This window comes from Alkalihalophilus lindianensis (genome assembly GCF_032843265.1).
Classification (GTDB): Bacteria; Bacillota; Bacilli; order Bacillales; family Bacillaceae_D; genus Alkalihalophilus; species Alkalihalophilus lindianensis.
This window is the reverse complement of sequence record NZ_JAWJBA010000006.1, coordinates 126,370-142,100: the sequence shown is the minus strand read 5'-3', so window position 1 is coordinate 142,100 and position 15,731 is coordinate 126,370. Positions and strand designations below refer to the sequence as shown.

The window sequence follows — 15,731 nt, the reverse complement described above, 5'->3', positions numbered from 1 at the left end:
TCATTTCAAATAATCTGGAGGTTCTTCTCCATGCTTATTATATTTAACTTCCTTAAATAGATTATTTGTATCCTTTGATTCAGTACTTGGTGTATGAATCGGTGAATTAGGCAATTTTGCTTGAATCAACGAGACTAGCATTTGAATATCTTCTTTCGTAGCATATTGTTTTTCAAGTTTTAGCTGGTATCCCAATTGTCCATTTGATTCTATTGTCGCCCATTGCAAATCACTAATTTTTTGAATACTTTGCTGTCTCAAACGGACTTCAAGCATATCTACCGTTAAACGTAGTTTTGATAAGTTTTTTTCATTAATTTCTCCATTTTCAACGACCATTATCGATTTGCTGTAAAAGAATTTTTCTAGAGTATCGGATTTCAATACGACATATTCAATTACAATCAGTGTAAGCACAAGTATTAATGTAATCACCAAGGTAATCCAAATATTTCTATCGCCCACTGGTTGGATAATTAATGAACCAACGGCAATCATCATAACGGTTTGAGCAACCGTCAATTGAGAAATCGATTTTCTTCCAGCCAATCGCAATATAAGAACCCCACCAAATACAATAACAATCGCTTTCCATATAAAATGTAAATCCAAATTATATCCTCCTTCCCACCCTTTACTCCCCTATATTAATGACCTATTCCCTTACTAACGTCCTTATCTATATAGGGTAGTATCCCTCAGAGTGTAAGAGATTATGAACCTCTTCCCATTCTTTTGAATGAACATAAGTACGCACATATGGTAAATGTTTTTTCAATAAAAAAAATCGACCACCCGCTACTGGTCGACTTTACTGTAACTAATTATGAACCTATTCTAAGACAGCTCCCCTTATTCTTTCTCTTCAACTAGCCCCTCCATTTCAGCTAATGCCTCTACAGCGTTGTCAAATGCTCCGAACCAATTTCTAATAACACTAAGCTTCATCCTTTTCTTAGGATTTTTTGCTGAGAGGCTCCGATCGCGTCTTATGCACGCCATTTTTTCGGTGTGTTTCTTAACTTTGCTTTTTATCATCCAAGGTTTTGGGTTCATCTGTTCTTGACCTTAAAAGAGAGAGTGGGGCTCTGTATAATAAATCTAACCAATCTTTATAATTAAATGGGGCAAATGGAGATGTATAGTAAGAACCAAAGCTCCGCAATCCAACCAAGTGAATATTAATTAAGATATAAGAGATGACAATTCCATATAAACCGAAAATTGATGCTGCTATCATAAACGAAAAGCGAAGCATCCGTAGAGCAATACTAAAACTATAAGAAGGAATGGCAAAGGACGCAATCGCAGTAATTGCTACGACAATAACCATTACAGGACTGACAAAGCCAGCTCTAACAGCTGCATCACCAATGACTAACCCTCCTACTATTCCAATCGTCTGTCCAATTGCTCGTGGCAATCGTATCCCTGCTTCACGAAGCAACTCAATTGTTATTTCCATAAGAAATGCTTCAAAGACAGCTGGAAAAGGTACACCCTCGCGTGTTCCTGCAATCGAGAGTGCAAGCGTAGTTGGAAGCATGCCATGATGATAGGTCACCATAGCAATATATAAGGAAGGTAGAAAAAGAGCAAAAAACGCAGCGAGGTACCGGATAATACGTATTAATGTCCCTATATGCCATCGGTCGTAGTAATCTTCAGGTGATTTTAACAGTTCTTGAAACGTAATAGGTGCAATTAATGAATAAGGCGTACCATCAACCAATATAATAACTTGTCCATTCATTAAGGAAGCGGTTGTTTTATCAGGTCTTTCTGTATGCATCAGTTGGGGAAAAGGTGACATTACATTGTCTTCTATTAATTGTTCTAATGTACCCGTCTCTAACACTTCATCTATATCTATGCAAGAAATCCTGTAACGAATTTCATCCACTAATTTTTCATTAGCAATTCCCTTCATGTATGCGAGACAATACTGTATTTTAGTCCTGTGTCCAATTTCTCCTGTTTGTAAAATAAAACTCGGATTAGAGATTCTTCTTCGTAATAAAACCATGTTCGTCTGTAAATCTTCTATAAAACCATCCCTAGGTCCTCGTATCACGACTTCACTTTTAGGTTCTTCTATCCCTCTTTTTTCGTACCCTCGTGTCCCTAATAGGAGTAGTTTATCTATTCCATCAATAAGGAGTAAAGTATTCCCTGACATTAAGGAGCGCATCGCTTGATCTAATGAATCATACGTATTGATTGATGAAACATTCACCATATGTTGAGTTACTTCATCTAAGATTTCATCATAAGTAAAGCCATCAATTGCTTCAGGTGTGACTTGCATAAGGGGCCTTATCACATTGTTATCTAACAATTCTATTTTACATAAACCGGTTACATAAAAAAGAGTTGCCTTCATCTTACCGGCTATTTTAACATCACGCTGAACAATGTCACTACTTTCGTAAAGAGCACTTTGGATAAACTCCACCATCTTAGATAAATCAGTAGTAACCTCAAATTGATCATCGTAACTAGTCGTTAATGTTTTCATTTTTGATTTCTTTAGCAATTTTTTATACAAAGGATCACCCACACTAAGAAGATGTCAAATTTTCTAATCATAACAAATTCCAACTTACTAGCTTGTTTTCTCTTGCGTCATATAGTGGCTAATTTTCACTTCTACGTCTACCTCAACATTAGCCTCTTTAAATAGCCCTGCCTCCCCTTCCCAATCTTCCCTAATTTGCTTCCAATATTGATACTCTTTTCTTTTTATAAGGGAGCCAAAATAGAAAACGTCACAAAACCATTCCTCTTGCATTTTGTTAATAAGGGTAGTAGCTTGATTTTCTATTTTCTCGGATATGATCTGTTCCATTTTTTTAATCGTTTCGGCATTATCAATTTCCAATCCAGGAATCCAACTTTCACTAAATGTACCTTCCGTTTTTATTATTACATTAAATAGGTTTTCGTCATCTTCCCTTATATAATGCACTTTTGTATCGTGTGACGTAACTTCAAAAACGAAACTTTCTCCTTCTTCTGCTGTAGCTTCAACAATTCCATTTTCAGCTTTTCCCATTACCCAATTGTATCCTTTAACATCTTCCTCACTTAACCAGGTGATCATTTTGTTATCCTTGCTCCTCATAAGAGCAGCACCTGAAATTTTCATATCTTCTCTTTGCTCCTTATTAATACCAGAAATTAAATAGCTTTGATTTGCATTCATTTTTTCGGAAATTGTCCCAATGTCTCTTGTCTCTATCATCTCAAGAACTTGCGGAGAATTATCCTCAATCATCTCAATTGATATTGCCGGCATATCTTCTAAAGGTAATTTATCCATATAAACTTCCTTTGCATCCCCTTTAGAGACTAAAACATGTGTTTTTCTTCTCATTTCATGATCTCTGGTATATAAATCTAATACCCCGGTGATAAATGCTTGTCTTGCTAATTCTTCATTAATCACAATTACTTTCAGATGCTCAAAGTTTAAAGACCTACTTCTTCGTTTATTTATGTCACGTATCATATTAAAGTTTGTTACACCCGTTGAGGTTATATTGAAAAATGGAGAATTTCCACCAGAATCGCCTTCTGCAGCCCCTCCGCTAAAAGCAGAAGGAATAGCAACATGAAAAGTAGTATCAAATGTTTTAGGGTTATCATGATTTGGATCGAATGCTAATCCTATAACAAATCCGACTTCTTCAAGCTCAGCCCGATCCCAGCAACCTGTTAGAGACATTAAGAGGAGAACGAAAATAAGCATGATTTTTTTCATGAAGGATACCCCTCCTTTTCGTTCTTCTTTTTTCTAATCCAAAAATAAAGGTAACCACACCCTAAGCTCAATACGTACAAAGATGTACCCAACCAACTAATCCACTCGCCAAACATAAAGGCCTCTGTAATAGAATCAGGAATGAACGCAACGATAAGAATAAAGAAGATACTGATCACCGGTATATAATTCGCCTTAGCATTCTTCTTCATAAAACTTTTTTTAATTAATTGAACAAAAATTAATTGGAGTATGGAGATCGTGTTAAAAATGGTGATGAGCCACACTGTTATCATCAGGGATTCTAACCGTTCAAAAAAACCCCCGGGTATTTCGAGTTGTTTAGCTAGTTCCACAGTAGGAAACGCAAGTTGGATAACGGCATCAACAGTGAAATTCGCGTATGTAACGACTGTAACTACCAAATAAAGCGATGCAATCAACATGATTCCGGTAATTAGAGGGAAAACTTTAAGATCGCTTTTTTTCATGCGAGCCATTAAGAAAAATAAGATTTCAATGCCCAAGAACGAAAGTAACGTCACTTTTGTTGCAGTGAGGACTGGTAAAATCCCTTCAGGCATAATTGGCAGGAGATTCGTATAGTCTGCGTTAATAGAGGTAAATGAAACTAGCCCAAGCAACACAAATACCACAATGGGTAAAAACATAAGACTTAAATGGACTATCCCTTGCGTGCCTTTTGAGACAGCATATGTGGTACATAAGAGCATTAAAGCAGCTATCACTTCTGAGGGCGTTTGATCTAGCAAATACATTCTCATCAGTAATGACAAGACCCTCACTTCGTAAGCCATTAAGCATAAAAAATAGATAAGAAATAATAGCGATATTCCTCTTGCAATCCACTTTCCAACCTTCCCTCTCCCAATATACTCTAACAATGTTTCGCCCGGGAACTGTTGTTGCAACCGTACATAAAGAGTGATAAAGAGTACAATAATGCCACCAGATAATATGATCGATATCCATCCATCAGCTAGATTTATTTCTGATGCTAATGCTCTTGGTAATGTTAGAATCCCAACCCCAACAATCATTGAAACCAAGGTCAAACACATCTCACCTGGTGTAATAGAATAAGAAAGCGGACTCTTCATCAGTTGCCTTCTTTTTCGCTTTGACCTTGATGCTGTTGTTTAGTCGCTGCTATCAACTTCTCTTTATTCTGTTGATTCTCTTCTCTCATCCAGGGTAATTCAGCTTTCTTTACATACCAGTTAAAGAACTTTTGAGTAAGGGCAGCAAAAATCGTTGTCGCAATAGCTGACCAAAACACCACACCTGGAGGTAAAGAGCTTAATACACGATCAGCAAATTCATGCAAAATAATCACACCTTTAACTTCATAGTTATATTTTGTATTATCTGTTCTTTCTATCCGTTTTATGTAAGTAATGAAGTTATGGAGCATAATCTAGGTAACCTAAAAAGTGCAAGGGGAGCAATCGCTCCTTTGCGCTTTTTTTACTGATCATTTTATCCTTTCACGCCAACATGCTCACTTTTATAAGTAGAGCAGCTATTTTTGTCTGTACATAAGCACCTAAATTTATTTTTTAAATCATAAACATTGTTAAATAATTTACTAAATTGTTTGACTAATTAATATTATTGTTTTATCTTTAATATAGTGATATACCACATACCACATACCATCTTTTGTAATGGAAAGGGTGTTTTACTTGGGGAGAGTTGGAAAGTTCATATCCTATACAGACCAAGTGTATGAACTGCTAAAAAAAGAAATTATTAGCGGGAAGTTCCCCGAAAATGAACTATTACAGGAAAGGAGTATTGCTGAGAATCTCGGTGTTAGTCGAACTCCTGTTAGAGAAGCCTTAAAAAAACTAGAGTTTGAAGGTTGGGTCGAAACGATTCCTTGGAAAGGTGTCATCGTGAAAGGAATTCATGAACAAGACGTTATAGAGGTTTTCCAGTGTAGATTTGCTAATGAGCGATTCGTCTTGGAAACGATTACACCGATTATTGAGGATAGTCATTTACAAGTCTTAGAAGGTATCCATGAGAAAATGAAAACTCACATAGATGGTTCTAATGAAGAGTTCATTCACGAAGACCATGCCTTTCATAACTATTTAGCAAGACTCACTAATAACAAGCGCTTATGCCAATTTATTGATAACTTGAGTGAACAAATGATTCGACTAGGTATCCGCTTAGTTGAAAATAGTAACCGTAAAGAAGAAGCGTTAAAAGAACATGAAGCGATCCTGATTGCATTAAGAAACCGCTTAGCAGAAGATGCTGTTAAGGCTATTAAAATTCATCTAGAGAATAGTCAATCGATTTTATTAGAGAACGTAAAAGAGAGTTCATCCGAGGGGGAAAATAAATGAATACATTTACAGTAAAAGTTGAAAAAGATCAAGTAACATTAGATGTCCAATCTGTATATTGCATCGGATACTCTGGTCGCAACCAAGAAAAAGTAAAAGAGCATATTGTGGAATTAGCTGAACTTGGTATTCCAGCTCCAGAAGATGTTCCAATGCTCTACCCTGTTCGAAAAACGTCCCTTTACACAGGAGAAGAAATGGAAGTAATCGGAACTCAAACATCCGGTGAAGCTGAAATTGTTCTTCTATTTGGGGATTCAGAAGATGAGATTTACGTATCTGTTGGAAGTGATCACACTGACCGTGGATTAGAAACGGTAGATATTAATAAGTCAAAGCAAGTATGTGATAAGCCACTCGCTACCAAGGCTTGGCCACTTGCTTCCGTAAAAGATCATTGGGAAGAGTTAACATTATCATCCTATGTAAAAAGCGACACAGATGAGTGGATCCCTTACCAAAATGAAACTTTGAAATCGATTTTACCACTAGAAGATATTCTAGCCTATTTAAAGAAGAAAGAGGTTGCACTGAAAAATACCATTGTATTCGCTGGAACGGTTCCTTTAATTAATGGATTTGTTTATGGTAGCGGTTACAAACTAGAGTTGATTGACCCTGTAACTGACCAACGCCTTTCATGTGAATATGGCGTGACAACGATAAGAGATTAGGAGGTATTTAAATGAAACTTGCAATCTATCAAATGGATATCATACCTGGTAATCCTGAAGAAAATCGCCAGAAAGTAGCTAAATGGATTAATGAGGTATGTGAAACAGACAAGCCAGACACACTCGTATTGCCGGAAATGTGGACCACCGCTTACACCCTTGATGATCTTCATGACCTTGCTGAAGACGAATCAGAAATAACTCTTACCTTCATAAAAGAGTTAGCAAAAAAGTGGCAAGTGAACCTCGTTGGTGGTTCTTTTGCAACAAAAGAAAACGATAAGATCTTTAATCGTGCAGTTGTGATTGATCGCAAAGGAAATCTCGTCTATCAATATGACAAGATGCATCTTGTGCCGATGTTAAATGAACATCTCTACTTAGAGGGGGGACAAAGCAGTGCCGAAACGTTTGAACTCGATGGCCAAAAAATGGGGATCGTCATCTGTTATGACTTGCGCTTCCCAGAATTGATGCGAGGACTTGCTCTTGAAGGTGCTCAAGCTGTCTACATTGTGGCTGAATGGCCTGAAGCAAGAAGCAATCACTGGAAAGTTCTTCAACAAGCGAGAGCGATTGAAAACCAAATGTATATCGTCTCTTCTAACCGAGTTGGAGAATACGATGGTGTTGAATTTTGTGGGAACTCGATGATTGTTAATCCTTGGGGGGATTTCATTCATTTTGCCACACAGGATCAAGAAGAAACGATTGTAGCTTCACTTGATTTAGAAAAAGTAAAAGAAGTAAGAGAAAACGTACCAGTATTCAAAAGTCGTACACCAGATTTCTATAAATCACTTTAATAAGGGGGAAGGTATTATGAAAAAATCATTTCTTGCTTTAGGCTTGTCATTAGCGATGGTACTGTCAGCATGTGGGGGAAGTGAAACATCCAATGAAGCTTCTGAAACAGAAGGTAGCGGTGAAAGCACAACTCTTCGTTTAGCTCATAGCGGCTCAGAATCTCATCAATATCATATTGCTGCTGAGAAGTTCAAAGAGTTAGTAGAAGAAAAAACAGACGGCTCCGTAAGTGTAGACATTTATCCAAATGCAACTTTGGGTAGTGAAGGTGAAGTCGTTGAGCAAATTCTTGATGGTAGCATTGATATGACAACCGTTGCAGCTGATAGCTCATTTGCGAATACGGTTCCCGCTATGAATGTCTTCGGGATCCCTTACTTATTCAGAGATCGTGATCATATCTACAATGTATTAGATGGTGACATTGGACAATCTCTACTTGATGATGTTAATGAGCGAAATATGGTTGGTGTTGGTTATTGGGAAGTTGGATTCCGTCACTTAACGAATAATGTACGTGAAGTACACACTCCAGAAGATGCACAAGGACTAAGTGTGCGCGTTCAACCTTCTCCAGTTTGGGAAGCTCATATGCGTGAGCTAGGTGCGAACCCTACTCCAGTTGACTTTAATGAATTATACTCAGCTCTAGATCAAGGTGTAGTTGACGGCCAAGAAAATCCTTTACCTACGATTAACTCAATGAAATTCTACGAAGTTCAAAATCACGTATCTCTAACTGCTCATACTTACTCTCCTGCAATTGTTGTCATGAGTAACCGTGCATGGGACGGTTTAAGTGAAGACCAACAAGCTGCTGTTGGTGAAGCAGTAGCAGAAGCAACATCTTATCAACGTGATGCTCTACTTGATATGGAAGAAGAAATTTTACAAACAATTAAAGATAGTGGCGTAACTGTTATAGAAGATCCAGATCGTGAAGCTTTCCAAGTTGCTACAGAAAATGTAGCTGAGGTTCTTTCACAACAAGTACCACAAGAGCTCATTGAAGACATTTCTAATGTTGAATAATTAATTTAAAAACCGTTGATTTGAATAGATTTCTACAAGTTCAATCAACGGTTTTCTTCATATTCAGAGGGTAAGGAGAGTCTATTTATGATTATGACTAAGGTCGATTATATTCTTGAGAAACTAACCGAATTGATTATTGTGGTATTCCTTGGTTTAACGGTATTTATTACATTGCTCCAAGTTTTCTTTCGATACGTTCTCGAGCAGCCACTAGGTTGGTCTCAAGAAGCTCTATTAATTTGCTTTGTCTATTCAGTCTTGTTTGGTGCTGCGCTATGCATCTATAAACGTGAACACTTACAAGTCGATATGTTAGAAAAAGCACCTGCTTGGGCGCAAAAAATCATCTCTACTTTAGAGTTCACTGTCGTGTTGATCATGATTGTCGTTCTGATTTACTTCGGCTGGCAATTAGTTCAAGCAAACTTTCAATCTGGACAGATCGTTGGATTATTACCAATAAAATCTGCCTATGTCTATTTGGCTATTCCATTAAGTGGTTTACTCATGCTCTATTTTCACGTTAGGCAGGTGGTAAAATGATTTGGTTAATCCCTTTCTTATTTTTATTAATCTTAATTCGTGTTCCAATTGCTTTTGCTCTTGGTTTTGTATCAATGGTAGGAATTATGCTTACTGACCCAGGCCTACTCGTTAATATTCCAAGGCGGATTTTCAGTGGGATTAATAGTTTCACACTTGTAGCTGTTCCATTGTTTATCTTAGCTGGGGAAATCATGACAAAAGGTGGAATATCTCAAAGATTGATTCGCTTCTCACAAATGATCGTTGGCTGGCTACCAGGTGGCCTCGCTATGGTTATTATCGTTGCTAGTATGTTTTTCTCGGCTTTAACAGGTACAGCGATTGCAGCCGCTGCTGCAATTGGAGGAATGATGATTCCTGCTATGAGAAAAGAAGGTTACGATGATCGCTTTTCTGCTAGTTTAGTAGCCACCTCTGCTACAATAGGTCCGATTATTCCACCGAGTATCGTCTTAATTCTATTTGGGGTAATGGCCAGTGTATCAATTGGTGATTTATTTATCGCCGGGGTTGTTCCAGGTGTCTTGATGGGTGTAGGCTTGATGGTTTATTGCTTAATTATTGGGATAAAAAATGGCAATAAATCACGTGAGGGACTTCCGAATATGAAGGAATTCTTATTAGGGTTTAAAGATGCCCTTCTAGCTTTGATTATGCCTCTAATCATTTTGGGAGGAATCATCTCTGGTGTGTTTACTGCAACAGAATCTGGGGTCATCGCGGTAGTATATGCAATTATTGTTGGTACACTTGTTTACAAGGAATTGAAGTTAAAAGACTTAAGTATAATCTTGCTCAATACAGCTAAAACAACTGCTAGTATTGTCTTTCTAATTGGTAATGCGGCATTATTCATTTGGCTATTAACTTATCATCAAATTCCTCAACAAATGATTGAGATGTTAGGTCCCGTAGCAGATAATGCAATTTTATTATTACTCGTAATAAACGTCATCCTATTAATTGCAGGAACCTTTATTGATACAATTAGTGCGGTATCAATTTTTACACCACTTTTCTTACCACTCATCCTTGCTGCAGGCATTGACCCTGTTCATTTTGGGATCATTATGGCTGTAAACTTAACAATTGGAATGGTTACTCCGCCACTAGGTGTTTGCTTATTTGTTACAGCTAAAATAGCAAAGATCAAAGTTCCCGCTATGTTTCCGTATCTCATTCCTCAAATACTCATTTTAATTGCAGTATTAATTGTTATTACCTACATTCCACAAGTTACCATGTTCTTACCAGAATTCATGCAAAATTTCGGGGTTGAATAAAATAAAACCGAGTAAGAAGGAATCCCCATTCTACTCGGTTTTTTCATCTTCATAAATAAGCACCCGGTTCTTACCGGTACACCTAACATTATAAAACGTTTCATCATCCAACATTCGCTAGTTATATACATTTCTTCCTCATTAAAAAAGTTGTTGTCGTTTATCGTTAAATCGATATTGAAAAGGTGCAAATAGATAAAGAATTAATGTTAATGCTAAAACGATAGCCCCTTATACAAGGAAGGGAAACGAAAATAATTTTAGGATGATCGCCAAAAATGGGAGCGGAAGAAAAAGCACACCCATCCTCCATTTAGAGTGTGTCGTTGAATATTGCGTCTCCATACAGTTCGAGCATTTCGTTTTCCCTTCAACCATTAATACTAATTCTCTCCATTTAAAACGCTGGTGACAAGACCAACATACAGGTAAATCCATCAAATCCCTCCAAGCAGAAATTCAAAACCTCTCACCCTGCTAATCTTAACATATTATCCCAGTTGAAAAAGACCCACTCCTATGAGAGTCGGTCTAATTCCTACATCACATTATCATTCCTTATCTCCACACCGTCTTATATTTCTTCTGATACTTCGCTTTTTCCTCTAGCTCAATTAACTCTATAGCTAATTGCTTCAATTTCTCATCCCCCGATTGATCAAAAAGATGACGGAAATTTTGTTGGATATCAAATCGAATCAATGTGTAGTTTTTTTCATCTAAGCAATTCTTGAAACGGTCGACTAGATGAGTCATGACTAACTGTTTTTGTTCGGCTCCAGCTAAAGCGATTCTCCAAATGGATTGAAGAGAATGCCTAGCCGTCACAAATTTAGGATCTTTCGTGACGGCCCATACTTTCGGGAAATCGTCTATGATTCTTTTTTCAAGATCACTGATCGCTAAATGACTGAGAAATTGTGCAGCTCTTGAGCGTTTATGAGCATCTTTATTTGTTAGATCTTCCTTCAATTGATCCCACACTTCATACGCCCAGTCCACTTCAGTACGGGTCGCTTCAATCAGATGTTGATAGGCTTCATATTGAGCTTGTTTATCGGGTGATTCTAGATCGGTAAAATAGCGTTGGATGGTTGGATTCATTTCGGTTCAGCTCCCTATGTATTGTTATGTTTATTATAGCAATTAAAGAAGCCGGCCACATCCGCAGCCGACCTCTTCATCTATCCTTCTATATCACGTTTACGATAGCCGATAAAACCGACAATTATGAGAGCTACAGCAATCATTGTGAGAACAAATAAGGTCACGAAACCGATCTCTTCCACTGGGTATTCAGGAATATGACCAAATGGTGAGATTTTCCCCATCCACTCTGGGAATTGGAGTAAGCTTCCTAAATAGACAACGAGAAAGGAGTAACCAAGGTATAACCAGCTCAAGCTCGTTACTTTCGGCAGCCACCCAATCGCAAAGACGGCTAGACCCGTCATCACCCAAATCGCCGGCAAGTAAACCATCGCGGCTTTAAACATTAATGAAAACGAAATCGCTTCCTCCATCACAGCATTTCCGGCACTCCATAAGCCGACTAATGCAAGAAAAAGCATCACAAAGCCAAACAGGAAGGAAAGGAGTAAATAACTTCCGAGCACTTGGTTTCTTGAAACGGCACGTGTTAATAAGTGTTCGGTCTGTCCTTTCTTTTCTTCCCCTTTTAGCTTTAGCATAAAGAGCAATGCCGGAACCGTACAGATCATCGAGATAACGGCCATTAACATCGTTAAAAATTGCTCCGTTAACGTTACTCCCTCTATTGGTGCTAGCATCTCCGTTAACATCTCATTATTCGAGAAAAACGATTCCAAGTCTCCTAATACAGAACCATAGGATACTCCTAAGACAAACATTCCGATTGCCCAGGCAATGATCCCGGTTCGCTGCAGTCTTAGTGCTAGACCAAATGGACTTAATAAGGAACGAGGCGCATATTTTCTACCTGGCTTCGATGGCAGAAAGCCAGAACCTAGATCACGAATTGTCATTAAGTAAAAAGCAATTAGTAAGACCACAAATGATCCACCAATCGTTAACACAATCGGCCACCAGTAATTGTTCACATAGACTTCTGTTCCTAAAATCCAACCCAACGGAGAGAACCATGATAGTGTTTCGTTGCTCACATCTCCTACTGCCCTGATCAAATAAGCAACGCCAAGCACGGTAAAGGAATAACCAATCGTTCCTCTTGAATTCTCAGATAGCTGAGCAAATAGAGCCGTAACAGCAGCAAAGAAAACCCCTGTTGCCCCTAGAGCTGCTCCGTATAAAAGCGATGCCCCTAAGTCCATGCTCTCAATTTGTAAGCTAGCTAAGCCAAATCCCACACTTAAAGCTAACAGAATATTGGCTGCGACTAAGACAATCATCGTTGAACTAAGATTAGCTAATGAGCCAACTGGTAAGGAACGAAGCAATTCAATTCGTCCTTCTTCTTCATCCACTCTCGTATGTCGAGTGACGAGAAGAATGCTCATGATCGCCACGACAATGGCGGTAAATAACAGCATTTGATGAGCCATCATAGGCCCTGCCGTGTAGTTATCAAGTCCATATCCTTGCCCAACCATCGCAGTCATCGCAGGGTTTTTCATTGTCTCCGCTATCGCTTGTCTTTCCTGTTCATTTTGATACAAATCCGTAAAAGAGGTTGCTGTTACAATGGTGAGCAGCACTATTGAAATCAACCAAATCGGAAGACGAATTCGATCACGTCTTAAGACAAATCGAGTCATTCTTCCTGTTTGACTGAACTGTTTCTTCCACATGGTCACTCACCTCCACGACTAGCTGATCCTTCGTAATGACGCATGAACAGATCTTCTAATGTCGGCGGTGCACTCTCTACTTTCACTAGTCCAAACTGGCTAATATGCCTCATGACGAGATCCAACTCATTGGCATCCACTTGAAAGGAAAGCCCTTGATCTTTTTGTTCAATCTTATGAACCCCGCTAAGAGTAGCTAAATCAACAATCGGCTGCTTAGACTCTACGAACATTTGAGTACGTGTTAAATGACGGAGCTCAGCTAATGTGCCTGTTTCAATCATTTCGCCTTCGCGAATGATTCCGACCTTGTCACACAGTCTTTCTACTTCAGATAAAATATGGCTCGATAACAGCACACTTTTTCCAGACTCTTTCGCATCAACTACACATTGTTGAAACACTTTTTCCATTAACGGATCGAGGCCTGAGGTTGGTTCATCTAAAATGTAGAGATCTGCATCTGACGCAAAAGCTGCGACAAGCGCAACTTTTTGTCGGTTTCCTTTTGAATACGTACGGCATTTTTTTGTGGGATCAAGCTTGAATGTATCAATTAATTCATCACGTCGTCCTTTATGTGTACCACCACGTAACTTCATAAATAAATCGATTACTTCACCGCCTGTTAAATTCGGCCAAAGGTTCACATCCCCTGGCACATAGGCGAGACGCTTATGAATCTCCACAGCATCCTTCCATGCATCCTTTCCAAAGATCGTCGCTTCCCCGCTTGTTGCTTTTAAGATACCAAGTAAGATTCGAATCGTCGTTGATTTCCCTGCACCATTCGGCCCAATAAAACCATACACTTCCCCTTTATTTACTTCTAAATGCACACCATTTAATGCCGTGAACTTCCCAAACTTCTTCGATAAGTTCTTCGTTTCTAAAATGGTCATCTAAGCTCCTCCTCAGTTTCTCTACCATCTACTCTGAAAATTATGAAATTTATTAACTCATTTAGTTCATAATATACAAAAAAGAATACCCTGACAAGAGTTTATGAACTAATTTATTTGTTTTATTACATAAATTTGATTAAACTATAAAGAGAGGTGAACGAGATGGACGGTTTTGAACGTAGGCGCGAACAAAAGAAACAACATATATTAGAAGCTTCCTTAGAGTTATTTATGGAGTATGGTATTCAAAAAGTCTCCATTGCTGAAATAGCTAAAAAAGCGAATGTTTCACAAGTTACGATCTACAATTATTTTGAAAGCAAACATAAATTGATTCATGATGTCTTTATTTATTATGTCGACCAAGCTTCTGCCACGTTTGAGGAGACGGTCTTCTCTGATATTCCATTTCCAGATAAAATTAAGAAACTCATTTTCAATAAAAAAGAAGTCGCCAAACAGATCAATGAAGAGTTTTATCACTATTTAATGAAGGAATACACAGCTGAAGGCAACTATATTGAGAAAATTTATGTAGAAAAGGCTCTTCCTTACTTCACTCATCTTTTTAAAGAAGGAAAAGAACAAGGGTATGTTGATCCGAACCTCTCTGATCAAGCGATTATCTTTTATATCCAAATGCTAAAAGAGTATGTTCAGCGTGAAGATGTCTACAAAAACATCCTCCCTCTCACAGAAGATATCACGAATATTTTCTTTTACGGAATCCTTGGAAAACGCGAGGAGGAGTAAACGAAAAGGTCGACCCCCTTATTTGGTGGATCGACCTTTTTAGATTATTCTTCTCTTAGTTCAAACCACAGTTCTGCATTGGTTCTTCTCTTAAAGGCTGCGAGTGGATTCTCATCATCTTTATCAACTAAAAAGTACGTATAGCCTTCACGTTCAGCTCCAGAATATAGCTCATTGCTTAAGTCTGGCTCAAGCCCTGATACCGAGATAAACTCATCATAAGCATTACCCGTACTGCTTACCGCGTCAAATTGAGCATGATTCAAGTCGAATGGCTCTTCCTCAATTTCATGTGCTTTTACGTAAAACTTCGCTAATACATATTCCTCGTTTTCACCAGCTTCTTCATTAAATGGGTTGCCATCCTGCACACGTTCTGCCGCTTCGTCTCCACTAATGACTTCAAGCAATTCCACATCCAAACTCACATTTCCATAAAACAAATCATTGTACTCAACCGTCACTCGCTCACCTATTACTAGTGGATTGTCACGAGTTCCAACATTTCTGTTCTCCACGCTTTCTTCCGCTGCTTCTTCATTCTCTTCTTCAGTTGCCTCTACTTCAGCATCTGCCGTTACCTCTGTAGCCTCTTCCGTTTCGTCTACTCTCTCCACTGATGACTCTTCCCCACACCCGGTAACCACCATTGCTGCTGCTACAAATGATACAAAAAAACTTGCCTTTTTCATGTCTAATCCCTCCAATTGATTTGATATACCTAGATCATACCAAGGAGAAATGACATATATTTGTCAGCGAACAGGTGTTTTTTGGTTTATTTTTGTAGATTAG

General features: G+C 38.3%; 17 protein-coding genes. 7 read left to right on the top strand and 10 right to left on the bottom strand.

Annotated elements, in window-relative coordinates; all coding sequences use genetic code 11:
• The 5 genes from RYX56_RS16870 to RYX56_RS16850 form a co-directional block, all read right to left on the bottom strand.
• On the bottom strand, positions 1-612 hold the full coding sequence (locus tag RYX56_RS16870) for a DUF421 domain-containing protein (RefSeq protein ID WP_317123213.1): 612 nt from the start codon (positions 610-612) through the stop codon (positions 1-3).
• 406 nt (positions 613-1,018) lie between these two features.
• Positions 1,019-2,548: a spore germination protein gene (locus tag RYX56_RS16865; protein ID WP_317123212.1), complete on the bottom strand. Its 1,530-nt coding sequence runs from the start codon at positions 2,546-2,548 to the stop codon at positions 1,019-1,021.
• A 57-nt stretch (positions 2,549-2,605) separates the two neighbouring features.
• Positions 2,606-3,763 carry a Ger(x)C family spore germination protein gene (locus RYX56_RS16860; protein ID WP_317123211.1) on the bottom strand — a complete coding sequence of 386 codons (1,158 nt, stop codon included), beginning with the start codon at positions 3,761-3,763 and terminating at the stop codon, positions 2,606-2,608.
• Positions 3,760-4,884 carry a GerAB/ArcD/ProY family transporter gene (locus RYX56_RS16855; RefSeq protein ID WP_317123210.1) on the bottom strand — a complete coding sequence of 375 codons (1,125 nt, stop codon included), beginning with the start codon at positions 4,882-4,884 and terminating at the stop codon, positions 3,760-3,762. Before RYX56_RS16855 ends, RYX56_RS16860 begins: the two co-directional genes overlap by 4 nt.
• Positions 4,884-5,198 carry a hypothetical protein gene (locus tag RYX56_RS16850; protein WP_317123209.1) on the bottom strand — a complete coding sequence of 105 codons (315 nt, stop codon included), beginning with the start codon at positions 5,196-5,198 and terminating at the stop codon, positions 4,884-4,886. The genes RYX56_RS16855 and RYX56_RS16850 overlap by 1 nt, the downstream gene beginning before the upstream one ends.
• Positions 5,199-5,469: 271 nt before the next feature.
• Between RYX56_RS16850 and RYX56_RS16845 the strand changes: the two genes are divergently transcribed.
• The 6 genes from RYX56_RS16845 (at position 5,470) to RYX56_RS16820 (ending at position 10,489) form a co-directional block, all read left to right on the top strand.
• Entirely contained in the window at positions 5,470-6,144 is a 675-nt protein-coding gene (locus tag RYX56_RS16845) for a GntR family transcriptional regulator (protein ID WP_317123208.1), read from the top strand.
• On the top strand, positions 6,141-6,818 hold the full coding sequence (locus RYX56_RS16840; protein WP_317123207.1) for a DUF2848 family protein: 678 nt from the start codon (positions 6,141-6,143) through the stop codon (positions 6,816-6,818). The genes RYX56_RS16845 and RYX56_RS16840 overlap by 4 nt, the downstream gene beginning before the upstream one ends.
• Positions 6,819-6,829: 11 nt before the next feature.
• Positions 6,830-7,624: a carbon-nitrogen family hydrolase gene (locus RYX56_RS16835; protein WP_317123206.1), complete on the top strand. Its 795-nt coding sequence runs from the start codon at positions 6,830-6,832 to the stop codon at positions 7,622-7,624.
• 16 nt (positions 7,625-7,640) lie between these two features.
• A complete protein-coding gene (locus RYX56_RS16830; protein ID WP_317123205.1) occupies positions 7,641-8,657 on the top strand; it encodes a DctP family TRAP transporter solute-binding subunit in 1,017 nt (338 codons plus the stop codon).
• A gap of 87 nt (positions 8,658-8,744) precedes the next feature.
• On the top strand, positions 8,745-9,203 hold the full coding sequence (locus tag RYX56_RS16825) for a TRAP transporter small permease (protein WP_317123204.1): 459 nt from the start codon (positions 8,745-8,747) through the stop codon (positions 9,201-9,203).
• A complete protein-coding gene (locus RYX56_RS16820) occupies positions 9,200-10,489 on the top strand; it encodes a TRAP transporter large permease (RefSeq protein ID WP_317123203.1) in 1,290 nt (429 codons plus the stop codon). Before RYX56_RS16825 ends, RYX56_RS16820 begins: the two co-directional genes overlap by 4 nt.
• A gap of 231 nt (positions 10,490-10,720) precedes the next feature.
• Here RYX56_RS16820 and RYX56_RS25830 read toward each other — a convergent pair whose 3' ends face one another.
• The 4 genes from RYX56_RS25830 to RYX56_RS16805 all read right to left on the bottom strand — a co-directional run bounded on the left by RYX56_RS25830 (position 10,721) and on the right by RYX56_RS16805 (position 14,180).
• Entirely contained in the window at positions 10,721-10,927 is a 207-nt protein-coding gene (locus RYX56_RS25830) for a TIGR04104 family putative zinc finger protein (protein WP_369293551.1), read from the bottom strand.
• Positions 10,928-11,047: 120 nt separating this feature from the next.
• Positions 11,048-11,593, bottom strand: coding sequence for a hypothetical protein (locus RYX56_RS16815; protein WP_317123202.1), 546 nt, complete (start codon positions 11,591-11,593; stop codon positions 11,048-11,050).
• 80 nt (positions 11,594-11,673) lie between these two features.
• Entirely contained in the window at positions 11,674-13,278 is a 1,605-nt protein-coding gene (locus tag RYX56_RS16810; RefSeq protein WP_317123201.1) for an ABC transporter permease, read from the bottom strand.
• Positions 13,279-13,280: 2 nt separating this feature from the next.
• On the bottom strand, positions 13,281-14,180 hold the full coding sequence (locus RYX56_RS16805) for an ABC transporter ATP-binding protein (RefSeq protein WP_317123200.1): 900 nt from the start codon (positions 14,178-14,180) through the stop codon (positions 13,281-13,283).
• A 165-nt stretch (positions 14,181-14,345) separates the two neighbouring features.
• On the opposite strand from RYX56_RS16805, the gene RYX56_RS16800 reads away from it, so the two are divergent.
• Entirely contained in the window at positions 14,346-14,936 is a 591-nt protein-coding gene (locus RYX56_RS16800) for a TetR/AcrR family transcriptional regulator (protein WP_317123199.1), read from the top strand.
• A gap of 44 nt (positions 14,937-14,980) precedes the next feature.
• On the opposite strand, the gene RYX56_RS16795 is transcribed toward RYX56_RS16800, so the two are convergent.
• Positions 14,981-15,628 (bottom strand): hypothetical protein, encoded by a 648-nt coding sequence (locus RYX56_RS16795; protein ID WP_317123198.1) that lies wholly within the window; start codon positions 15,626-15,628, stop codon positions 14,981-14,983.
• Positions 15,629-15,731: the final 103 nt, after the last annotated feature.